Raw genomic sequence first — 22,760 nt, 5'->3', positions numbered from 1 at the left:
TTTTGCCTTTTCTATTCTTAATAATTATGAGACTAGGCTGGCAGAAGAAGTAGTCGCCAATAACTTGTTATTAGCTAAGCCTAAGAATATCCGCGATGCTTATAGCTTTTTGCGTGTTAAAGAAATTGATAGCCTTGCCCTTGCCAATGCGATTCAGAACTACCAGAAGGCTTGGAACAACTATCGCAAGATTGGCCATGGAATTCCGACTTTTCACAAAAAACGCAGTGGCTGGTCATACCAAACCAACTGTCAATATCCTAAGCAAAAAGAAGCTTTTCTTGATAACGGGACGGCTAGGTTTATTGATGCTAAGCATATTAAATTGCCTAAGCTAGGAATTGTCCGCATTGCCGGCTTTAGAAAGCTAATCAAAGAGCGTCTGGTTAATCATATTCCAACTCGTATTGGAACAGTGACGATAAAAAAGACCGCTGATGACCAATTCTACCTGTCTATGCAGTTAGGCAGCGATACTGCTTTTGTCAAGGAATTGCCTAAGACGCAGAGTCAAATTGGCATTGACCTTAACCTTGATAATTTCTTAACGGAGTCAAATGGATCAATGGTTGTCAATCCACGATTTTATCGTAAAGCAAAAAAGAAGCTTGCCCATGCCCAACGTGTCTTGTCTCGCAGGCAGCGCCGGGCTAAAAAAGAAGGACGCAATTTGCGGCTAGCAAAAAACTATCAAAAGCAGCGTTTAGTTGTAGCTAAACTGCACGATAAGATCAGAAGACAGCGTAATGACTTCTTGCAAGTTCTCTCAACTGCACTAATCAAAAACCACGATTTAGTAGTTGCCGAGGAACTAAGAAGCAGAAATCTGTTAAAGAATCATGCCTTGTCTCAAGCCATTTCTGATGTTGGCTGGCGTAGTTTCCTGAACATGCTGGCTTATAAGGCAGATCTATATGGCAAAGAGTTCAAAACAATTGATCCTAAGTACACCACTCAAAGATGCCATCAATGTGGCAGTATTATGGGGCAAAACGGTTATAAGAAATTAACCCTTAAGGATCGGGAATGGACTTGTCCAATCTGTCGAACGCACCATATTCGTGATTGGAATGCGGCAGTGAATATTCTAGAAAAAGGATTAGGCAAGTGGCAGAATCCTAAAATAAAAAAAGCAGCCTAGAAAGGCTGCAGTCCGCTAGCAACTCACGGACTTAAAAGGCTTTGGTAATTAGACGACCTCTATCGCTAATAGTTGCGAGATTATTAGTGACAAGCCGAGCCTGTATCTAAGCAAGTTGGTGTTCTGGTTAGCACAAGCTAGCGAGCCACTAAGCCCTAGACTTCAGTCTAGGGTAGTTGACTACAATGGCCTTATATATTCCTTTAATCTTAGCTGTGATTTCAATCATCGTGTTCTTAAGCAAAGTAACTTTGACCGAAAAGAAACACGCCAAAGTTGTTGAAGAATTGAAGACTAAGCTTGCTGAAGGTGAAATCGAAAAAGACGATTCAACTAAAGCAAGACCTAGACAGCAAAAGATTTACGCACCAGCCGATGGTGAATTGATGCAAATGTCCTCCGTCGTCGACGAAGATGGTAAGCCATTCCCAGGAAAGGGATTCGCAATCAAACCAAGTGCCGGCAAGATCTATGCACCATTCGATGGTAAGATTAGATTTACCTTTGGTACAAAACACGCCTTTGAGATTATCTCAGATAATGGCTTGCAAGTAGTCGTCCACGTTGGTCTTGGAACAGTAAACTTGCGTGGTGAAGGCTTTGAAACGTATTATGATGATGGACAAGAAGTCAAGAAGGGCAACTTATTACTAGAATTTGATCGTGATTTGACTCTTAAGAATGGCTACAAGGATACGATCGTTACCTTCTACACTCAACCAGGTAGAATTAAAAAAGCTAGTCCAATTAAAGCAGGTTCTACTGTAAAACACGGTGATGAAGTAGTAGAAGTCCAGTTTAAGTAGAGTTTTAAAAATGACAAAAACATTATCACGTTTTCTTTATGGTGGGGACTACAATCCCGATCAATGGACAGAAGAAACATGGCCTGAAGACATTAAGGTCTTTAAAAAGGCAGATTTAAATTCAGCTACAATTAATATTTTCTCTTGGGCAGTTCTTGAACCTAGAGAAGGAGTCTATGACTTTTCTAAATTAGACAAGATCGTTCAAGAATTATCTGATGCAAACTTTGATATTGTGATGGGTACGGCAACAGCCGCAATGCCAGCCTGGATGTTTAAAAAGTATCCGGATATCGCAAGAGTTGATTACCAAGGCAGACGTCACGTCTTTGGTCAGCGGCACAAATTCTGTCCGAACAGCAAGAATTATCAAATACTGGATAGTGAGTTAGTTAAAAAATTGGCCCAGCACTACGCTGACAATCCGCATATCGTAGTTTGGCACGTGAACAATGAATACGGTGGCAACTGCTACTGTGGAAATTGTCAAAACGCCTTCCGTGATTGGTTGAGAAACAAATACAAGACCTTGGGTGCGCTCAACAAGGCTTGGAACATGAATGTTTGGAGTCACACGATTTATGACTGGGATGAAATTGTTGTTCCAAACGAGTTGGGGGATGCATGGGGGCCAGAAAGTAGCGAAGCCATTGTTGCTGGCCTTTCAATCGACTACTTACGCTTTCAATCCGAAAGTTTGCAAAACCTCTTCAAGATGGAAAAGGCAGTCATCAAGAAGTACGATCCTGAAACGCCTGTAACTACTAACTTCCACAGTTTGCCAAACAAGATGATTGATGGCATGTGGTTGAAGAAGAAAAATAGCTTATAAAAGTACACTATTAGAAAACGTTTTCTAATTATGATAACTTATAAGTGTAAAGAAGTTACTTATACTTGGTAGGTGTTTAAAATGATAATGGGTTTTGTATATATTATTGCTTTAGTTATCTTTTTTGTCTGGTTAGTTAAATATTTGAGAAAAGTTATTGATAAAATTAATAATCCTTAATAATAAAAAGCCCCCTGACGAAAGTCGAAGGGGGTTTTTTATTTTGGTTTGATGTTTGCATACCTACTGAAAAAGTAGGGCAGCAAAACGTCAAACAGGTATCAGCTAATTGCACCATAAGGGTGCGCTGATACTCGGCTCAAAAGAGCCGAACAGCTGTCTGCAAGACCCCTCGGCGAGCCCACACTTTGCTTGCAAAGTATAGTGGGTTATACTTTACATGGAAGTAATTGCCGGAAATAGTGAAAATGCCTCACATTTGTGCCACCTAAAAAGGAGCGATTTACATATGAGTTATGCAGTTTACGGGCCAAGATTGTTTAAGCAAAATAAGATAAGTTAAGGGATGCAGTTTATGCACCCCTTAACTTATCTATTAAATAATTTATAGCTATTGAAAAGAGACAAGAATTGTTCAAAGCTAATATTGTTTAAATCGTCAATTCTTGCATATTTTAAGGCTTGATAAAATTGGTTTTTGGAAAATAGTTTTCTGTATTCTTTGTTAACCCATTTCATAACAAAATTTTCATATTGTTTTCTATCTTTGAGTGATATTTTTGAAGGGTGTCTTTTTAATACAATTAACGAGCTATTAACTCTAGGTTTTGGATGAAAGTATTCTCTAGGGATTTTACTTAATATGGATATATCAACTTCTGTCATTAAAAATAGTGCTAGTGAACGATTTGTATTTAGCAACCTTTTAGCAAATCCATATTCCACTATTAAATAACTTTCTGTAGCTGTGCTTTCAAAAACAATTTTTCGAATTATATCTGTACTTATATTGTAGGGTATATTTCCAAATATCTTATATGACTTATTTTTAGGAAACTTAAATTGTAAAATATCTTTATTGATAACCTGGAAGTTCTCATATTCAATAAGTTTGTTTTTAGTTATCCTACATAATTTAGGATCTATTTCAATGGCGGTTACATAATTACACCTTTTAGCTAATTCAAACGTGAAATGACCTTTCCCTGAACCAATCTCAATAATATTATCATTTGTATTTAAATGTACATTTCTCAAAATTTCATTTATATGATGCTTTGAAGTAATAAAGTTTTGACTATCTTTTATATTTTTTTTGTTCATTATAACCCACTCCTATGAGGTTATAATGAATGTTTATATTAACAATCCATTATAACCACTTATTTTTTGTTTGGTTGATAATGAACTGTGTTGATTACAAAAATACTAAAAATGCCCATATATTAATTCTCCTTTTTATGAAATTAGAATAATTATAGCACAAGCTCTGATAAATAATAACATGATGAACGACTGTTAAATTTATACTGCAATTGGGCCCTATTGTTGAATAAAGATACGAGAGATTTCTCTTGTATCTTTTTTATTTTTGAGTGGTAACGAAAGCATCCCCCCTTTGCTGAGGTGGCAGAGGTCGGGTTTTTTTGTTTCTTTTTTTACGAAAAAAAGAAAGGTCTTAAAAGGTTTTATGGTTTTGGTCGGCACTGCCGACAGCCTCGCAGAGTACACACTTATATGAATATAAAGTATAGTGTGTATACTTTACATGGAAGTTGTACCGAAGTTAGGAGTGTTTATATGTCATTTGTAGTGGCTCGTATGCAAAAGATGAAATCAGGAAATTTGGTTGGGGTGGGTAATCATAATCAGAGAAATACAGACAATCATTCGAACAAAGATATTGATGTTGAACGGTCGTATTTAAATTATGACTTAGTCAATCGCACAGACAATTACAAAACGGATATTCAGCAATTTATTAACGACAACAAATCGAGTAGTCGTGCTGTCAGAAAAGATGCTGTATTAATAAACGAATGGATCATAACTTCTGACAACCGATTTTTTAAAGATAAAGACGATAAAGAAATTAAAGACTTTTTCGAACAGTCGAAAGATTACTTCGCTGAAAAATTTGGTGATGAGAATATCCGCTACGCTCAAGTTCACTTAGACGAAACAACACCGCATATGCACTTAGGTATTGTGCCTTTCAATGCGGAAAAGCGGTTATCAGCAAAGACTCTTTTTAATCGTCAAGCTTTACAGGCGGTACAAGACGAATTGCCAAAGTATTTAAATGAGCGTGGTTTTGAGCTTGAACGTGGCGAAAAAGGTTCAGAGCGTAAAAATTTAACGGTGCCTGAATATAAAAAGGCAAAGGACGAATTAAAAGAGATGACTACCACGCTGGAACAGCGAAAGTCAGAAGTTTTAGCGTTATCGAACGATAAAACACCAACAATCAACAAAGAAAGTTTAGATTTAAAAGACGAAACGAAAACGGTCAAAGTACCAAGTGGCGAAACGATTGGAATTGGTAAGTTACGTCATGAATTTACGAAAAATGAAGAACGAAAAACAGGAAATGTGATTATCCCTGAAAGTAAATTAAATGCTTTAATACAAGGCTATGAAGATTTATATAAATCGAATGAGCAACTAAAAAAATATGCAGAAACAGATTTACCAAAAAGAATTGATTACGTAAAAGGCAAATACAAAGAGGTAGTGCGTGATTACAATGATTTGGCAGATAGATTTAATAATAATTTAGAGAAAATTGATTCGTTGGAGAAAGAGAATAAATCGCTTAAAAACGAAATTAAGGGCATTTACAGAGGTTTTAATCAGTTTATGGAAAATCCCCTTGGTGCAACTGTTAGACAAGCTGAAAAGCTCATGAATAACCTTGTGAGTGAAATTAAAGAGTTTGTAAAAGGTGGAGAGTTTGAAAAAATTCATAGAAATGAAACTCGAACACGAGATAGAGATGAATTAAGTCGTTAGAAGCTCATATTTGCGTTTTAAGGCGTTTTAAATCAATTCGAGTATATTTACACCTGTTTGGTCTTTTCGTCGGCATAAGCGTTAAAAATGGCAATAGAAAAAGCAGCAAGGGCGAACGTAGTGAGTGCATTTACCCTTGCAGCTTTTTTTGTTGTCATTTAGCTTTTGTAAACCGACAGAAAAGCCAACAGGTATGGCTGTTTACTCACTTTTCAGAGGCATGATCAAACGCATTGCGTTTGTCAGGTGTGGGCGGAAGCTCACGGTTTTTAAAAGGGTTCCGAGGCTTAACGTCAATAAAGCGATTATGTTATTGATTTTAAATTTTTTATATCAAAATGGTCTTTTTCTGTTAAATCATAACCAGAATGAAAAAGTAGTTGAGCTTCTTTTGAAATACATGGTATTTTTCGACCTTTGTAATTAGTTTCTGAAAACCAGTCATTTTGGAAAACATAATTACCACCTTCTGGGTTTGCTTGGGTAATTGATCCATCATCATTTAGATTTATAGGATGAATATCTAAATACCCATATTCTTCATGCTTGAGTTCCATACGTGAAGGCATCCAATCAACTTCTATTTTGTATCCGATATCTTTTAATTTTTGTATAACTTTTTGAGTGTGTTGAGCGTCAAAATCTATATCTATATCTCTGTGTTCTCTTTGTTGTTTTCCAGTTAATACATCTACCCCCCAGCCACCATCTAACCAATAAGTTACTTTCATGTGTTCAAATAAATCTAAAATATAAAATAAATCTTTTTCTGTTACATTATTATTTTTCATTTTATCCCTCCTAACTTGGGAATTTGAAACGAGTTGAAAACGAGTTTCTTCTTGTCTTGATACTATATAGAAACAACTACATTTTTATAATAACTAAATAAATGCTGATATAACAGTGTTTTTAGATGTTTTTTGTTAAAAAAGGTTGAAAACAAAAAACTCTGGGGGAGATTTTGAAAAAAAATCGACCAACTTCTGGGGGGTACTACGACACCCCCCAGGAGTGCAATGTTCTATGTGAAAGGCAAGGGAACGTTGATATATCAATGTTTTTAAAAATAGGGACGAATTTAAAATAAAAGGTTGTATTTACGTTGTATGTATAATATACTGATTTTAAAGAAATGAGGTGTTAATTGTGGTTAATAACGAAAAGAAAAAGATAACGTTATCTATTCCTGTTGAAACAAATAATACTTTGGAAGAAATGGCTAGAAAACATGGTATGACTAAGTCTGGTCTAGTTACGTTTTTAATTAACCAGTTAAAAGAAAAAGGTTCTATTTTTAAATAAAAAAAGTGTCTGGGAAATAACTAACCCTTAGATACTGAAAAACGATCAATTCAACTCTTAATTTGAGTTTGATTGATCGTTTTTTCTCCCTATTTTGATTTTTGAACAAAGAAAATTGGCCTTTTGACCATCTTCTGTTCCAATATTTGCTTAAATTCATCATCATGAAGGCTATTCCCACATCAGTTTCAACTTTCTTTTTGCCTCTTAAATGAGTTCGGCGCATGCCAAAGACGTTCTTCAAATGTCCAAAAATTGGCTCCACATCATACTTTCTCATACTATAGATGTGTCTGCCTTCAGAACTTTGAAGAACTTTTTTAGCTTTTTCTTTTAAATACTGCCAGTTAGGATTGTAGCGTACTTGGCGTTGACGTCCGCTTTTGGTTTTGGCTAGGCGTTCTAATTCTGGCGTTAGTTGGAATTCATCTGCTTCATAAACCTTAAAATCACGAACCTGACCAGTAGAACGATCTTTGCGCCGATTATAATACTTAAAGTTGAACCTGACGCCATTTTGATCAAGATAGTAATCATCTTTTTCATCATAGAACCAGTTAGCCAGCTTAGTCGGATCGTTGCGATATTTTCTAGTCTTTTCCTTTTCATACATGGTGTAAGGAATATAGTATTTTTTGTCTGGATATTCTTGCTCTAACATAGAATAGTTGGACTCGCTGCCATAACCAGCATCGGCGACAATCTTATCGAACTTATCTAGCGTTGTCATCTGCTTTAGGAATGGTTCTAATGTCTTAAAGTCAGTTGGGTTAGGGTACAAGGCAAAGTCGACTACATATTGATCCGTTGTAGCGGTTTGAATATTGTAGCCTGGCTTCAGCTGACCATTCTTCATATGATCTTCCTTCATATGCATGAAAGTCGCATCATGATCAGTCTTGGAGTAGCTGTTGCGTCCAGCGAAGATTTCTTCTGCTTCTTCGTATTTCTTCATTCGAGGAACGTAGTCTTTTCTTAATTTATGAAGCAGTTTTTTAAGACCGCGTCTTCTTATTTTTCTAGGCGAGCCGCCAGGAATAGCTTTAGGTTCTTGCTCAATTTCTTCAGTCAGCTTATCAATCTCAGCTTCTGTTTCTTGCACTAGTTCTTCTAAGCCTTGACTGGTCTGTACTTTTTCTTGAGCCATTGCTTTAACAACTTCTTTGGCAATCAGTTCATCATAAAGCTCAACCGCCTGTCCTTTGAGCTTTTCATGAAACTTTTCAACTGCCTTGCGCCAGACGAAAGTATAGCGATTAGCGTCAGCTTCGATCTTAGTGCCGTCAATAAAGATGGCTCCTTCATTGATTAAGCCTTCTTGCTCTAATAAATTGGTAAAGTATAGAAAGCTCTTCTTAACCAATTCATTGGCATGTTCACTAGACCTAAAGTTATTGATAGTATGATATGAAATTTTTTGCTTCTCTGCTAGTACCATCATGGGCACGTTTTCTTCCAGCATTAATTCAATCTTTCTGCCTGAAAATACTCTTCTGGAATAAGCAAAAAGCAAAATTTTAAGCATCATGGCTGGGTGATAAGCTGGCCGACCAGTTTTAGCAGTATCACCCAACAAGACATCTTCGGGAATAGAATCAACGAAGCAGCTGATAGTATTGGCTAAATGATTATTGGGGATAGTAAAGTCCAGATTAAGTGTTAAAGCAGTTTGACCTGTGGTATAATTTTGATACATTGAGATTGCCTTCTTTCATTTTTGTTTTGTGGTGATTCAATAATATCAAGGAAGGCACTTAAAATATAGAAAAAGAACGATGAAATCCGTCAGGAAATCATCGTTCTTTTTTCATGTCCGAGAATTAGTTATTTCCCAGACACTTGTACGAAAAACATATTTACGCATTATATGATTGTGAGGTTATTATAACATGAGTGAAAAGATTGTAAAAGGTAGAGACTGGGCATTTATTGTGTATCCAGAGAGTGCGCCAAAAAATTGGCGAGAGATTTTAGATGAAACGCATATGCGTTGGGTTGAAAGTCCTTTGCATGATAAAGATTTCAATCCTGACGGAACGTTCAAAAAACCGCATTGGCATGTGATGTTGTCAGCAGACGGTCCAATTACACTTAAAGCAGTTGAGAAAATCATTGAACCTTTGAATGTGCCTGCGCCACAAAAAGTTGGTTCAGGACGTGGAATGATTAGGTATTTTATTCATTTGGATAATCCTGAAAAATATCAATACTCAAGAGATGAGATTGTTGCTCATGGTGGTGCTGATGTTGAAAGTTATTTTGAATTAACGAAAACAAATAAAATAAGTGTGATGAAAGATATTATCACTTATATTTACGAAAATGAGATTGATAATTATGCTGACTTTCTAATGATTTGTATTCAAAAATCAGATGAATGGTTTGACGTGGCGATTAATAATAATACTTTAGCAATCAACAAGATGATTGACTATCAAAAGTGGGCCAAGGATCAAGATATTATTTCCTATGATAGTTATCCAACTTACGACGCACCTGCTTATAAGCCAGCATTCTTGTATGACTTAATGAGAAGCCTTAAGCATCAACCATTTATGTTAATGGAATCTGCACCTTCACAAGTTAACTGGCAATCTTACAGTCCACTAAAGCGTCCAGGTCAAATGGCCGCAACTGAATTGCAAGCTGTTGCTCACGGTGCTGACACTGTTCAGTTCTTCCAATTAAAGCAAGCAGTGGGTGGTTCCGAAAAATTCCACAGTGCAATTATTGCTCATTCACAAAGAACTGATACACGAGTCTTTCATGAATTAACTGACTTAGGGCAAAAGTTAAAGCAGGCGGGATCGACCATTCTCGGCTCAGAGACTAAGGCTAAAGTTGCTATTATTTTTGACTGGAGCAATTTCTGGTCTTATGAATATGTCGATGGCATTAGCCAAGACCTGCATTATGTTGACTCAATTCTTGATTATTATCGCCAGTTTTATGAACGAAATATTCCAACTGATGTAATTAGCGTTGATGATGACTTCAGTCAATATGACTTAGTGGTTGCCCCGGTTTTATACATGGTGAAAACTGGCTTGGCTGACAAGATCAATGCTTATGTTAAAAATGGTGGTGATTTCGTTACCAGCTACATGTCGGGCATGGTTAATGAAAGCGACAATGTTTATCTGGGCGGCTATCCTGGTCCGCTGAAGGATGTTACTGGCATTTGGGTTGAAGAAAGCGACGCAGTAGTGCCAGGTCACAAGACTTATGTTTCATTAAAGGATCAGAATTATGAAGCTGGTTTAGTCTGCGACTTGATTCACCCTGAAACTGCTAAAGTGTTGGCGAAATATGCTAATGAATTTTATCAAGGCACTGCCGCCATTACTGAAAATCAATATGGTCAAGGTAAAGCTTGGTATGTTGGTACTAAACTGGATCATGCTGGTTTAACTCAATTGTTCAATCATATTGTCTTGGCTGCTGACATTGAATCGTTAGTGGCCGCTGGCAATCAGCTTGAAGTGACGAAGCGAATTACTAAAGATGGCAAGGAATTATACTTCGTTTTGAATATGAGTAATGATGAACGTGAATTGCCAGAAAAATTTGCTGGGTATCAGGATATTTTGACTAATCAGCCAGCTCATAAACAAATGAAGGCTTGGGATGTGCAAGTGTTGGTTAAATAATTAGAATTAAAAGAGCATCATTCAACAGAGAAATTGTTAAATGATGCTTTTTTGTAATTATGTTAAAAAATAAGTTCACGTTTATATACGAACTCATCATGGTCGGTTTATTCTGGTGTCTGCCACCTGTTTGGCCCTTACATCCTAGTGAAATATCAGATTAACCATGAGCCGACCGTTCATAGGATTTATTCTTATATTTATTATATTTGAATAGTAGTTATAGGACAATAAAAGTATTTCTAGGAAAATAAAGTTAGATTTCGAATAAATATTTTATTTATTTGAGTAAACTATTTACTAAAAGAAACTGAAGAGATATACTAATAATTGAAAACGATTACAGAACGAATTTGAGGTAAAAACAATGAATAAAGAAGAATTGCTTAAAGAATATGAAACAACTTTTGGTGAAAAGGGTAAGGACGTCTTCTTTTCACCTGGCCGAATTAACGTAATTGGTGAACACACTGACTACAATGGTGGTCATGTTTTCCCAGCTGCAATTAGTTTGGGTGTTTATGGTGTTTACGGCCCAAGAGAGGATAAAAAAGTTTGCTTGTTTTCTGGCAATGTTGATGGCGATATCGTGGAATTCGATATTGACGACACAACTGTTGAGAAAGATGATCGCTTTTGGGCTAACTACTTCAAGGGCATGATTACGTACTTACGTGAAAAATATGACAACATTGATCATGGTTTTAATCTTTATATCAAAGCCAATTTACCATCAGGTTCAGGGCTATCATCAAGTGCTGCCATTGAAATGCTAATGGGCATAATTTTAAAGGATGAATTTAACTTAGATGTTGACCGGATTGCTTTAGCCAAGATGGGTCAAAGAACAGAGAATGAATTTGTTGGCTTGAATTCAGGGATTATGGATCAATTTGCCTGCATTATGGGTAAAAAAGATAGTGCTATCTTCCTCGATTGCAATACATTAGATTATGAGTATAAGCCACTCGCTTTAGGCGATTACGAAATTATTATTATGGCAACTAACAAGCCACATACCTTAGCCGATTCTGCTTACAATGATCGTGTTCGTGAATGTCATGATGCAGTGAAGAAGTTGCAGGCTAAGTTAGATATTAAGACTTTAGGTGAGCTTGATAATGATACTTTTGATGAATATGCTTACCTGATTAATAATGAAACTGAAATTAAGCGTGCTCGTCATGCTGTTAGTGAAAACCAAAGAACTTTGCGGGCAACAAAGGCCATGCAAGATGGAGATTTGGAAAAATTGGGACGTTTGATTGATGCTTCACACGTTTCACTTCATTACAATTATGAAGTAACTGGTCAAGAACTAGATACTTTAGCTGAAGCTTCTTGGAAACAACCTGGTGTATTAGGCGCTAGAATGATCGGTGGCGGCTTCGGTGGCAGTGCAATTGCGATTGTGAAGAAGTCTGAAGCAGAAAACTTTAAGCAAGAAGTTGGCAAGATTTACCGCGACAAGATCGGTTACGATGCCAGCTTCTATGATGCGGAAATTGTTGATGGAACTAAGAGAATTTAATCAGACAAGAGGATAAGTATGAAAGTTATTGAAAAATTTGCGGATGAAGTTATTAATAGTGGAGCGTATGAGCCGCTCGATCGCGTATATGTGATTAACAAAATTCGCGCTTTAGTTGGCGATGAGGCAAGTAGCGTTGAAGCTAATGATGAACAAACTTCAGTTAAGCAATTAGTTGATTTAGCCGTGCAAAATAAAAAGATTTCGGATGATGTTACTTCACGTGAAGTTTTGAATGATCAACTATACGACTTGATAACGCCAACACCATCTAAAACTAATGGCATCTTTTGGCAAAAAATGCAAAAATCACCTGAAAAAGCAACAGATTGGTTTTATAAACTTTGCGAAAACAACAATTATGTCAAAAAGGAAGCAATTGCCAAGAATGTTGTATTCTCAGGGACCAGCTCTAAAGAACATGGCTTAGAAATTACAATTAATTTGTCTAAACCGGAAAAGGATCCTAAGGCAATTGCGGCAGCAGCTCATGCAACTGGTAAGAAATATCCTCAATGTGCACTTTGTCTAGAAAACGAGGGTTACCTTGGTGGATATGGCAAAAATGCTCGTTCAAATTTGAGAATTATTCGCATGAATATTGGTGGCCGCCCTTGGGGATTTCAGTATTCACCATATGCTTACTTCAATGAACATTGTATTTTCTTAGATCAAAAGCATATTCCAATGGTCATCAACCAACAAACTTTGATTAATTTGGTTGAAATTGAAAAGACGTTACCACATTATTTTGTTGGTTCAAATGCTGACTTGCCAATTGTTGGTGGGTCAATGTTAGCACATGAACACTATCAAGGCGGACGTCATACTTTTCCAATGATGAAAGCTAAGATTAAGAAAAATGTAGTCTTTGATGATTATCCTGAAGTGGTTGCTGGCATTGTTGATTGGCCAATGAGCGACTTGCGCTTGATTAGCGATAATTCGTTAGATTTGATTGAATTGGGCGCTAAAATTATTAATTTCTGGGATCATTATTCAGATTCTGCTCGTCAAATTAAGGCTTTTGATGGTAAAACACGTCATCATACTGTGACTCCAATTATGCACCGTGAAGGCAAGAACTTCGTACTTGATCTAGTTTTGCGTGACAACAACACTAGTGAAAATTATCCGTTAGGTATTTTCCACCCACATAAAGAATTGTGGCATATTAAAAAGGAAAATATTGGCTTGATCGAAGTAATGGGCCGTGCTATTTTGCCAGGTAGGTTAAAGAGTGAACTTGAAGAAGTAAAAAAATACTGGTTGGGCCAAGATAATAAGATGGCTATTAGCCACAAAGAATGGGCCGATCAAATTAAAGCAGAGCAGAATATTACTGCCGAGAATGCTGACGCTGTGATGCAGCAAGCTTTAGTTGAAGTCTTTGAACAAGTATTGCAAGATGCCGGTGTTTTCAAGAATAATGCAGATGGCGATGAAGGCTGGGATAAGTTCATTACCGCTTTAACTAAGCAGATTTAACTCATCAATGTGTAAAACGAGATCTGTTGGATCTCGTTTTTTTGTTAGCGGTAACTCATATATTCTGATGGTTAAATAATTTATAATATTTATGAAAGCGAATACAAAAGAAGGGCAAGAGTATGAAGACAAGTTTTAGAAAATATGGCAGAAAAGATAATAAAGATCTTTGTGAAATCACACTAGAGAATGATCACGGTATGGTAGTTAAGGTATTGAACTATGGTGCTACATTGGAAAAGGTGTTGCTTGATGGTGAGAATATGATTTTGTCACTGGATAAGCCAGAAGATTACGACAAGGAGCGTAATTATCTAGGCGGTACGGTTGGACGTATTGCTGGAAGAGTGAGACGAGGTTTATGGCGGCACGGCTTAGAATTACATCAATTACCAATCAATGAAGGGCCTAACCACATTCATGGTGGTATTGGGACTGATACTGAAATTTGGAATTTTAGACCTAGTTGTAATGAAAAAGGTGCTCGTGTTGATTTAACACTTTTTGATCCAGATGGGCATAATGATTATCCTGGTAATTTAAAATTACACGCTCGTTATGAGTTAGATAATAACAATATTCTGCATTATTCATTGGGTGCCATGAGTGATAAGCTGACTATTTTTAATCCGGTTAACCATACTTTCTTCACATTAGGTGAAAAGAAAATGATTAATGACTTGCAACTGCAAATGAATGCTGATTATTATATTCCAGTTGATGAGACTGGCTTGCCTGATCGTGGTATGGAAAAAGTTGATGGAACAGCATTCGATTTTAGAAAAGCTAAACGTGTAGGGGATGCTTTGGAGTCTGATGATCCGCAAATTAAGAATCGTGATGGAATGGATCATCCATTTATCTTGGATGGCAATATGCCAAATGCAGTGCTAACTTCTGCTAAACACAAGTTAACGGTAACGACTAATGCTCCATCCTTGATTCTTTATACAGGAAATGGATTTGATCATACTGGTAAATATACGGCTGATTTTGGTCCATATTGCGGGATTACTTTTGAAGCACAAGTGCCGCCAGCAGAGGGTGATGACCTAGGTCGGATCACGCTTTTACCTGGTGAAAAATTTAAGCGTACCGTTGATTGGAAGTTTGAATAAAAATATGGAGAACATCCTTACTGAATGAAGTGGTAGGGATGTTTCCTTCTTTGGATATTATGATTTGATTTTACAAGTAAATCCATATTAATATTTAAGATATTTAGAAATCAACTGAAAGGTATAGTAAAAATGATGACAAACGAAAAGATTATTGCTTTAGTCAAGGAAGAATATCTAAACAAGATTCCAAAAATTTTTCGCAAGCATGCTGTTGAAGGCACTTGCAAGTTAATCGCTAGAGAACATCCTGATTTATACAAGGCTTTTGAAGATGGTGAACCAACTGCAGAAGAAAAACAACAAATGACAGAGTTGATTAACGGGGTTTTCGAACAAAGAATGAAAAAGCATAAGATGTTATAAAAAGACGCTGGAATGTAATGATTATTAGATCGCTACATTCTAGCGTTTTTTTGATTTTAATTTTGATTTATTAAACTAACAGGTAGCGTATAAACACTTTCTAATGAAGCGGATGGGTCATTAATTTGGCGTAAGAGTAAATCACTCATTAATTCAGCAATTTCTTTTGTATGTTGCCGAGCGCTAATTAAATTTGGAAAAAGATTTTGAATTAAGTGAGTGCCATCAAAACCAGTGATTAAAGTGTCTTTTTTTAAGTAATCCGCACATTCTTTGGCTAATAACGCTGTAATATCATCGGTACAACATATCGCATCATAATTTTTATTCTTTAAAAATTGAAGAATGGCGATTTTTTTAGCAATAATTGAATCACTTGCACTGAGAGAACGAAGATCAAATTTAGCATTAAAAGTATTAAATACACGAATCATTCCTTTGATTCGATCACTTATCGGATAATAATCTTCTTTAGCCCCAGCAATAATAATAATTCTATTTTTCTTTTGCTTTAAAACAGATTGTGCAATTTGCATGCCTGCATCGTAGTTGTTAGATTGAACAGTCGGAATTTGAGGACTAATTTTACGGTCAAAGCTAACAATAGGAAACTTTATTTTTAGTCCTTTTTTAGGAATCTTAATAGGAGAGCTGGTAATCAATCCAGCAATTTCTTTTCGCTTAAAACGTTCTAAATAATAATTGATATCTTGAGATTGATAATGATCCAAATGAAGAATGGAATCATATCCTTTGTCTTGCAAATAAAAGGCTAAATATTCAAATAATTCAGAATAAAAAGGATTATTGATTTTTGGAAAATCAACCTCAATTAAATTTAATTTAGATGTAGTATTGACTGTATTTTTTGTTTTGTAGCCTAATTTTTTTATTGCTTCTTTAACCTTAAGAGCAGATTCAATACCTACATATCCATTTTGATTAATATATCTTGAAACTGTTGCTATCGAAACGTTTGCTTCTTTAGCTATATCTTTAATAGTAACTGCCATATTTTTTCACTTCCTTATGTAAATATTACACATTTAAAATCTTATATCATAGTATTTTGACTTATTTAAATGTGTAAATTTGTGTAAATCCATTGAAAACTGTAAATAGAAGTGTATGATGTAATTGTAAACATGATAGCGCTTACTTAAAGGAGAGCAATATTTGATCAAGAGGAGTGAAGATTTATGAAAAAGTGGCTAAAAAGAATGGCTTTAATTAGCTTAGTCGCTACGATGGCTTTAAGTTTGACAGCTTGTGGTCAAAATAAAAGCAGCAATTCTGGTAAAAAAGTGACAATTGAGTACTTTAACCAGAAAAAAGAAATGTCAGCAACTTTGAAAGAAATTATCAAAGACTTTGAAAAGAAAAATCCTGATATTCATGTCAAAGAAGTTGACGTTCCTAATGCAGGTACGGTTTTGAAGACAAGAATGCTTTCAGGAGATGTTCCTGATGTAATTAATATTTACCCACAAAATATTGATTTTCAGGAATGGGCAAAAGCAGGTTATTTTGAAGATATGACTCATGCTTCATATATTAAAAACATTAAAAATCACTATGCTGATTCTTTTAAAATTAACGGTAAGATTTACAACGCACCACTTAGTGCCAACGTTTACGGTTTCTTCTATAATGCAACTGAATTTAAGAGATTAGGAATTAAAGCTCCTAAGACTTGGGCCGAATTTGAACAAATTGTTAAAAAAATCAAGGCTAGTGGCAAGGCACCATTTGCTGTAGCTGGTACTGAACCTTGGACTTTAAACGGATATCACCAATTATCTTTAGCTACTGTTACAGGTGGTGCTAAGCAAGCTAACCAATTACTTAGGTTCTCAGCGCCTAACGGCATTAAAGTAAACAATCCTTATATTCAAAAAGATTTTACTAGATTGAACTTACTTCGTGAAAATGCACAACAAAATTGGCGTGGTGCTAGTTACAACGATGCTGTTGTTTCATTTGCTAATGGTAAAAGCTTGATTATGCCAAACGGTTCATGGGCATTACCTATGATCAATCAACAAAAGCCAAAATTTAAGGTTAGAACATTTGCTTTTCCAGCAGCAAAGGCTGGTCATGAAATGACAGTTGGTTCAGGCGACTTAGCTTTGTCTATTTCATCAAAGAGTAAGCACAAAAAGGCAGCAGAAAAGTTTGTAGCATATATGACAACACCTGCTGCAATGCAAAAGTACTATAACGTTGACGGAAGTCCTGTAGCCGTTAAAGGTGTAAAGCAAAAGGGAATTAATTCTCAATTGGGAGGCTTGTCTACTTTGGCTTTCACTAAACACGATATGGTTTGGTTAGCACAAGACTGGACTAGTGAGAATGATTTCTTCAATTTGACGGCTAGTTACCTGATGACTGGTAATAAGCAACAAATGGTAAATGATATGAACACCTTCTTCAATCCAATGAAGGCTTCTAACTAGGAGGGTTAAAAAATGAAATCAAAAAGTTTTATTGAAAAACATTGGGGTTGGTTGTTTTTAATCGTTCCATTGATTTTACAAGCAATTTTCTTCTATTTTCCACTATTTCAAGGTGCTTTTTACAGTTTTACTAATTGGACTGGTTTGACTTATAACTACAAGTTTGTAGGAATTAATAACTATAAATTATTGTTGATGGATCAAAACTTTGCTAAATCCATTGGTTTTACTGCAATTCTAACTATTTCATTGATTATTGGTGAAATTGTAATAGGTATTTTAGTAGCTAGAGCATTAAACTCAAAGATTAAGGGTCAAACATTCTTTAGAGCCTGGTTCTTCTTCCCAGCTGTATTGTCAGGTTTAACAGTTGCTTTGATTTTTAAGCAAGTATTCAATTATGGTTTGCCAGCAATTGGTAATGCACTTCATATTGAATGGCTTCAAACAAGTTTATTAGGTACTAATACTGGTGCGGTAATTGCAACTATTTTCGTTTTGCTTTGGCAAGGTGTGGCAATGCCAATCATTATCTTTTTAGCGGGTTTACAAAGTATTCCCGATGAAATTAAAGAAGCTGCGGAGATGGACGGTGCTAATAGTCGTCAAATCTTCTGGAACATTGAATTGCCATACATGTTACCAAGTATTTCAATGGTCTTTATTTTGGCATTAAAGTCAGGTTTGACAGCCTTCGATCAAATCTTTGCAATGACTGCGGGTGGTCCTAACAACTCAACTACTTCACTTGGTTTGCTGGTTTATAACTATGCGTTTAACAATAACTCATTTGGTTACGCCAATGCGATTGCCATTGTCTTGTTCATCTTAATTGCTATTGTTTCATTCATTCAAATTAAGATTTCTAACAAGTATGCCGTTGATTAAAGAGGAGTATCAAAATGGAAAAAGAAAATAAATCAAAGAAGTTTTGGGATTATGCTTTACTGATTGTCGGTGGAATTCTGATTTTAATTCCATTGCTCTATACATTTTTAAGTTCATTTAAGACAACTAAGCAAATTATGAATCATTTCTTTGCTTGGCCAAATCCATGGACAACAGCTAACTTTCAAAGATTGTTTTCGGATGGAGTAATGGGTTACTTCTGGAACTCAATTGTCATTACGGTTTTATCAATTGTCTTAGTAATGATTTTCGTCCCAATGGCTGCTTACTCTATTGCTAGAAATATGTCAAAACATACAGCCTTTAATTGGATGTATATCTTGCTAATCATTGGTATCTTCGTACCATTCCAAGTAATTATGATTCCAATTACTGTCATGATGAGTAAGATTGGCTTAGCTAATATGTGGGGCTTGATTATTCTGTATTTAACTTATGCAGTTCCACAAACATTGTTCCTTTATGTAAGCTATATCAAACAGAGTGTTCCTGAAAGTTTGGATGAAGCAGCAGAAATTGACGGTGCTAATAAGATTACCGCATATTTCAAGATTATCTTCCCATTATTAAAACCAATGCATGCAACAACATTAATCATTAATGCAATGTGGTTCTGGAATGACTTTATGCTTCCACTGTTAATCTTGAACAAAGATTCAAAGATGTGGACATTGCCATTGTTCCAATACAACTATACAGGTCAGTATTTCAACGATTACGGTCCAAGTTTTGCTTCATATGTAGTAGGTATCATCACAATTACAATTGTTTACTTAATTTTCCAAAAGAATATTATTGCCGGTATGAGTAACGGTGCTGTGAAGTAGTTAAGAATAGAGACGAGGTTTTAACAATGGTTAAGGTAGATTTAGATCACGTATATAAAAAGTATGATGGTAATGATAAGTATTCAGTAACGGACTTTAATTTACATATTAAAGACGATGAATTTATCGTTTTTGTTGGGCCATCTGGGTGTGGTAAATCAACTACTTTAAGAATGATTGCTGGACTAGAGGATATTTCAAAGGGTACTTTGAAAATTGGTGGTAAAGTTATGAACGATGTTGCTCCAAAGAACCGTGACATTGCAATGGTATTCCAGAACTATGCTTTGTATCCTCACATGTCTGTTTATGACAACATGGCCTTTGGTTTGAAGTTGCGTAAGTATAGCAAAGAAGATATTGATAAGCGAGTACAACGTGCTGCAAAGATCTTGGGCTTGACAGATTACTTAAAGCGTAAGCCATCAGCACTTTCTGGTGGTCAACGTCAGCGTGTTGCTTTGGGACGTGCGATTGTGCGGGATGCTCCAATCTTTTTAATGGACGAGCCTTTGTCAAACTTGGATGCTAAGCTTCGTGTAACAATGCGTGCCGAGATTGCTAAACTACACCAACAATTGAAGACAACTACTATTTATGTAACTCACGATCAAACTGAAGCTATGACCTTAGCTGATAGAATTGTCATTATTAAGGATGGTAAGCAACAACAAGTTGGTAGTCCACTTGAAGTATATAACAAACCAGCTAATGTCTTTGTTGCTGGTTTTATCGGTTCGCCTGCTATGAACTTCTTCCATGTAATTTTAAAGGATGGCAAGATCATTGATAAAGATAATCATGACTTTGAAATTCCAGTTCCAGAAGGTAAGTTAAAGGCATTAAAAGAAAAAGGATATGACGGAAAAGAGTTGATCTTTGGTATACGTCCAGAAGATGTTCATACTGAGCAAGTATTTTTAGAAACCTATCCAGACAATGTTGTTGAAGCTAAAGTGGTAGTTTCAGAATTGTTAGGTGCTGAAACTCAGCTTTATACTAAAGTTGGTAATACTGAATTGGTATCGAAGGTAGACCAAAGAGACTATGCTAAGCCTGGCAATATGGTAAAGATGGGCTTTGAAATGAATAAGGCGCACTTCTTTGATCCTGAAACTGAAGTAGCAGTTGAGAACTGAGGTTAAGTAATGACTAAAGACTTAATTACATTTGATGAAAAAAATAAAGTTTTTCATTTGCATAATGACCAAATTTCATATCTGATTTCAATTGAAGATGGTGGCACACTAAGTCACTTGTATTTCGGTAAAAGTATCAAAGCGTATCATGGTGAATTGCGGTATCCACGACTTGATCGAGGATTTTCAGGTAATTTACCCGGATCATTAGATCGTACTTTTTCAAAAGATTCTTTGCCACAAGAATACAGTAGTGCAGGCGAAATGGACTTTAGAGCGCCAGCAATGATTGTGCGCCAACCAGACGGTTCTAATGCAGTATTTTTAACCTATGAAAATTATCAAATTGTGCCAGGAAAGCCTGAACTAAAAGGTTTGCCTCATGCATGGGTAAAGAATAAGGATGAAGCTGAAACTTTAATCATTACTTTAAAAGATAAGTTTAGTGAGCTGAGATTTGACTTGCTTTATACAATTTATCGTGATCGTTCGGTAATTGTGCGTTCGACTAAAGTTAGAAATGCTGGTAAGGAAACGGTAAAAATTGAAAAAGTAGCTTCGATGCAAATGGATTTCGTAGATCGTGACTTTGACATGATTACACTGCCAGGTGCCCATGCGCATGAAAGACGGGTTGAACGAAACACGGTTAATCAAGGAATTCATGTTTATTCCAGCATTCGCGGCACTTCAAGTCACCAAATGAATCCATTTGTTGCTTTAGTTGATCAAGATACAAATGAGTTTGCTGGGGATGCATATGGTTTCGCCTTTGTTTACTCTGGCAATCACAAGTTTGAAGTAGAAAAAGATCCGTATGCGCAAACCAGGATTGTTGTTGGCATTAATGATTACAACTTTAGCTGGATGCTAAATGCGCAAGAGAGTTTCCAAACACCTGAAGTATTAATGGTTTATTCAGATCAAGGTTTGAATAAGATGAGCCAAGCTTTCCATAGTATCATTCATGATCGCATTATGCGAAGCAAATACAAAGATCAGGTTCGGCCAATTGTGGTGAATAACTGGGAAGCAACTTACTTCGATTTTGATGAAGATAAGTTAAAGCCAATTGTTGATAAGGCTAAGGAATTAGGCATTGAGATGTTTGTGCTTGATGATGGTTGGTTTGGCCATCGCGATGATGATAATTCTTCCTTGGGCGATTGGCAGGTCTTTGAGAAAAAATTCCCTCATGGCCTAGCTCACTTTGCCAATTACGTTCATCAGCAAGGGCTTAAGTTTGGTTTGTGGTTTGAACCAGAGATGATCTCAATTGATTCTAATTTGTATCAAAAGCATCCCGATTATTTGATGCATGTTCCTGGAAGAACACCAAGTCCAGCTCGTAACCAATACTTGCTTGATTTAGGCCGAGCAGAAGTACGTAATAATATTTTTGACCAAATGAAAGCAATTCTTGACTCAGGCAAGATTGACTACATTAAGTGGGATATGAATCGCCACTTGTCTGATATTTACCAAGCTGATTTGCCAGTAGATCGACAAGGCGAAGTCTATCACCGTTATGTATTAGGTCTATATGATTTACTTGAAAAAATTGTTGATCGTTATCCTGACCTCTTAATTGAAGGCTGCTCAGGTGGTGGTGGGCGCTTTGATGCAGGCATGGCCTATTACAACCCACAAATCTGGGCTAGTGACGACAGCGATGCAATTGATCGGTTAAGCATTCAATATGGCACTAGTTTAGTCTATCCACAATCAATGATGACTTCACATGTTTCGGTTAGTCCTAATGAGCAAAATGGCCGGATTACGCCGTTTAAGACGCGTGGTATTGTCGCAATGTGGGGGGATTTAGGTTACGAGCTTGATTTAACTAAATTAAGCGAATCAGATCAAAAGGCTGTTGCTGAGCAAGTAGCTGAATATAAGAAAATTAGAGCAGTTACTCAATATGGTACTTTTTATCGCTTGAAAAATGCGCAAGAAGGCAACCAATGTGCATGGGAAACTGTTTCAGCTGATAAAAACGAAGTAATTTTATCTACAGTTAAGGTCATGGCCAGTGCACAGCCATACTTCACTAAGACTAAATTAGTTGGTCTTGATCCAAATAAACAGTATGAAGATCAGGTAACCCACCAAGTATATGGCGGTGACGAATTGATGAACCTGGGAATTTATGATCCGGTTGAACACGGCGATTTCATGGCTTATCAGTATCACTTTAAAGCAATTAACTGAGGAAGTTT

Annotated in this window: 17 protein-coding genes and 3 pseudogenes; 15 read left to right on the top strand and 5 right to left on the bottom strand. The window is 36.2% G+C overall.

Translation table 11 applies throughout. From position 1 onward, the window contains the following. The 3 genes and pseudogenes from CP352_RS02890 to CP352_RS02880 all read left to right on the top strand — a co-directional run. A partial coding sequence (locus CP352_RS02890) for an RNA-guided endonuclease TnpB family protein (protein ID WP_098034851.1) occupies positions 1 to 1,141 on the top strand: 1,141 nt, incomplete at its 5' end. A gap of 185 nt (positions 1,142 to 1,326) precedes the next feature. After that, positions 1,327 to 1,947, top strand: a pseudogene (locus CP352_RS02885) (glucose PTS transporter subunit IIA); the annotation flags it as partial. A gap of 10 nt (positions 1,948 to 1,957) precedes the next feature. Continuing rightward, positions 1,958 to 2,770: pseudogene (locus CP352_RS02880) on the top strand (beta-galactosidase); the annotation flags it as partial. 558 nt (positions 2,771 to 3,328) lie between these two features. Here the strand turns inward: CP352_RS02880 and erm are convergent. Both erm and ermCL read right to left on the bottom strand, forming a co-directional pair. Then, positions 3,329 to 4,063: a 23S ribosomal RNA methyltransferase Erm gene (gene erm / locus CP352_RS02875; RefSeq protein ID WP_089147413.1), complete on the bottom strand. Its 735-nt coding sequence runs from the start codon at positions 4,061 to 4,063 to the stop codon at positions 3,329 to 3,331. A gap of 59 nt (positions 4,064 to 4,122) precedes the next feature. After that, positions 4,123 to 4,182, bottom strand: coding sequence for a 23S rRNA methylase leader peptide ErmCL (gene ermCL, locus CP352_RS10965; protein ID WP_002503927.1), 60 nt, complete (start codon positions 4,180 to 4,182; stop codon positions 4,123 to 4,125). 358 nt (positions 4,183 to 4,540) lie between these two features. Between ermCL and mobV the strand changes: the two genes are divergently transcribed. Then, on the top strand, positions 4,541 to 5,752 hold the full coding sequence (mobV, locus tag CP352_RS02870) for a MobV family relaxase (protein ID WP_089147412.1): 1,212 nt from the start codon (positions 4,541 to 4,543) through the stop codon (positions 5,750 to 5,752). 305 nt (positions 5,753 to 6,057) lie between these two features. Here the strand turns inward: mobV and lnu(A) are convergent, their stop codons facing one another. Next, the gene (gene lnu(A), locus CP352_RS02865; RefSeq protein ID WP_086129319.1) at positions 6,058 to 6,543 is read right to left on the bottom strand and encodes a lincosamide nucleotidyltransferase Lnu(A); all 486 of its coding nucleotides are present in this window, start codon (positions 6,541 to 6,543) and stop codon (positions 6,058 to 6,060) included. 358 nt (positions 6,544 to 6,901) lie between these two features. Between lnu(A) and CP352_RS02860 the strand changes: the two genes are divergently transcribed. Beyond that, positions 6,902 to 7,057: a protein repA gene (locus CP352_RS02860; protein ID WP_087712813.1), complete on the top strand. Its 156-nt coding sequence runs from the start codon at positions 6,902 to 6,904 to the stop codon at positions 7,055 to 7,057. On the opposite strand, the gene CP352_RS02855 is transcribed toward CP352_RS02860, so the two are convergent. Further along, positions 7,050 to 8,753: an IS1182 family transposase gene (locus CP352_RS02855; RefSeq protein WP_089143252.1), complete on the bottom strand. Its 1,704-nt coding sequence runs from the start codon at positions 8,751 to 8,753 to the stop codon at positions 7,050 to 7,052. The two genes, CP352_RS02860 and CP352_RS02855, sit on opposite strands and share 8 nt — an antisense overlap. Positions 8,754 to 8,964: 211 nt before the next feature. On the opposite strand from CP352_RS02855, the pseudogene CP352_RS02850 reads away from it, so the two are divergent. The 5 genes and pseudogenes from CP352_RS02850 to CP352_RS02830 form a co-directional block, all read left to right on the top strand. Next, positions 8,965 to 10,707 (top strand): annotated as a pseudogene (locus CP352_RS02850) (beta-galactosidase trimerization domain-containing protein); the annotation flags it as partial. Between the two features lie 367 nt (positions 10,708 to 11,074). Beyond that, positions 11,075 to 12,238 (top strand): galactokinase, encoded by a 1,164-nt coding sequence (locus CP352_RS02845; protein WP_089151167.1) that lies wholly within the window; start codon positions 11,075 to 11,077, stop codon positions 12,236 to 12,238. Positions 12,239 to 12,256: 18 nt separating this feature from the next. Beyond that, the gene (locus CP352_RS02840; protein ID WP_089151168.1) at positions 12,257 to 13,726 is read left to right on the top strand and encodes a UDP-glucose--hexose-1-phosphate uridylyltransferase; all 1,470 of its coding nucleotides are present in this window, start codon (positions 12,257 to 12,259) and stop codon (positions 13,724 to 13,726) included. 122 nt (positions 13,727 to 13,848) lie between these two features. Next, positions 13,849 to 14,844 (top strand): aldose epimerase family protein, encoded by a 996-nt coding sequence (locus tag CP352_RS02835; RefSeq protein WP_023488659.1) that lies wholly within the window; start codon positions 13,849 to 13,851, stop codon positions 14,842 to 14,844. Positions 14,845 to 14,976: 132 nt separating this feature from the next. Then, positions 14,977 to 15,210 (top strand): hypothetical protein, encoded by a 234-nt coding sequence (locus CP352_RS02830; protein ID WP_089151169.1) that lies wholly within the window; start codon positions 14,977 to 14,979, stop codon positions 15,208 to 15,210. 56 nt (positions 15,211 to 15,266) lie between these two features. On the opposite strand, the gene CP352_RS02825 is transcribed toward CP352_RS02830, so the two are convergent. Next, a complete protein-coding gene (locus CP352_RS02825; protein ID WP_013086589.1) occupies positions 15,267 to 16,223 on the bottom strand; it encodes a LacI family DNA-binding transcriptional regulator in 957 nt (318 codons plus the stop codon). Positions 16,224 to 16,409: 186 nt separating this feature from the next. Here CP352_RS02825 and CP352_RS02820 point away from each other — a divergent pair, with 186 nt between their 5' ends. The 5 genes from CP352_RS02820 to CP352_RS02800 are packed head-to-tail and all read left to right on the top strand — an operon-like array spanning position 16,410 to position 22,752. Then, positions 16,410 to 17,666 carry an extracellular solute-binding protein gene (locus CP352_RS02820; RefSeq protein ID WP_035443690.1) on the top strand — a complete coding sequence of 419 codons (1,257 nt, stop codon included), beginning with the start codon at positions 16,410 to 16,412 and terminating at the stop codon, positions 17,664 to 17,666. Between the two features lie 12 nt (positions 17,667 to 17,678). Beyond that, on the top strand, positions 17,679 to 18,554 hold the full coding sequence (locus CP352_RS02815) for a carbohydrate ABC transporter permease (protein ID WP_005719537.1): 876 nt from the start codon (positions 17,679 to 17,681) through the stop codon (positions 18,552 to 18,554). 14 nt (positions 18,555 to 18,568) lie between these two features. Further along, a complete protein-coding gene (locus CP352_RS02810; protein WP_023488656.1) occupies positions 18,569 to 19,402 on the top strand; it encodes a carbohydrate ABC transporter permease in 834 nt (277 codons plus the stop codon). 26 nt (positions 19,403 to 19,428) lie between these two features. Beyond that, positions 19,429 to 20,541 (top strand): ABC transporter ATP-binding protein, encoded by a 1,113-nt coding sequence (locus tag CP352_RS02805; RefSeq protein WP_005719533.1) that lies wholly within the window; start codon positions 19,429 to 19,431, stop codon positions 20,539 to 20,541. A 9-nt stretch (positions 20,542 to 20,550) separates the two neighbouring features. Then, the gene (locus CP352_RS02800; protein ID WP_089143257.1) at positions 20,551 to 22,752 is read left to right on the top strand and encodes an alpha-galactosidase; all 2,202 of its coding nucleotides are present in this window, start codon (positions 20,551 to 20,553) and stop codon (positions 22,750 to 22,752) included. The last annotated feature ends 8 nt before the right edge of the window (positions 22,753 to 22,760 follow it).

This window comes from Lactobacillus sp. UMNPBX1 (genome assembly GCF_002554085.1).
GTDB lineage: Bacteria > Bacillota > Bacilli > Lactobacillales > Lactobacillaceae > Lactobacillus > Lactobacillus crispatus.
The sequence above is the reverse complement of the archived record's forward strand: the minus strand, read 5'-3'. Positions and strand labels throughout refer to the sequence as shown.

What these genes read in the sequence shown, in the direction of transcription:
- CP352_RS02855 (WP_089143252.1), bottom strand. Translation starts at nt 8,753, where the DNA reads ATGTATCAAAATTATACCACAGGTCAAACTGCTTTAACACTTAATCTG.
- CP352_RS02835 (WP_023488659.1), top strand. Translation starts at nt 13,849, where the DNA reads ATGAAGACAAGTTTTAGAAAATATGGCAGAAAAGATAATAAAGATCTT.
- mobV (WP_089147412.1), top strand. Translation starts at nt 4,541, where the DNA reads ATGTCATTTGTAGTGGCTCGTATGCAAAAGATGAAATCAGGAAATTTG.
- CP352_RS02805 (WP_005719533.1), top strand. Translation starts at nt 19,429, where the DNA reads ATGGTTAAGGTAGATTTAGATCACGTATATAAAAAGTATGATGGTAAT.
- CP352_RS02810 (WP_023488656.1), top strand. Translation starts at nt 18,569, where the DNA reads ATGGAAAAAGAAAATAAATCAAAGAAGTTTTGGGATTATGCTTTACTG.
- erm (WP_089147413.1), bottom strand. Translation starts at nt 4,063, where the DNA reads ATGAACAAAAAAAATATAAAAGATAGTCAAAACTTTATTACTTCAAAG.
- CP352_RS02800 (WP_089143257.1), top strand. Translation starts at nt 20,551, where the DNA reads ATGACTAAAGACTTAATTACATTTGATGAAAAAAATAAAGTTTTTCAT.
- CP352_RS02840 (WP_089151168.1), top strand. Translation starts at nt 12,257, where the DNA reads ATGAAAGTTATTGAAAAATTTGCGGATGAAGTTATTAATAGTGGAGCG.
- CP352_RS02825 (WP_013086589.1), bottom strand. Translation starts at nt 16,223, where the DNA reads ATGGCAGTTACTATTAAAGATATAGCTAAAGAAGCAAACGTTTCGATA.
- CP352_RS02815 (WP_005719537.1), top strand. Translation starts at nt 17,679, where the DNA reads ATGAAATCAAAAAGTTTTATTGAAAAACATTGGGGTTGGTTGTTTTTA.
- CP352_RS02820 (WP_035443690.1), top strand. Translation starts at nt 16,410, where the DNA reads ATGAAAAAGTGGCTAAAAAGAATGGCTTTAATTAGCTTAGTCGCTACG.
- CP352_RS02845 (WP_089151167.1), top strand. Translation starts at nt 11,075, where the DNA reads ATGAATAAAGAAGAATTGCTTAAAGAATATGAAACAACTTTTGGTGAA.
- CP352_RS02830 (WP_089151169.1), top strand. Translation starts at nt 14,977, where the DNA reads ATGATGACAAACGAAAAGATTATTGCTTTAGTCAAGGAAGAATATCTA.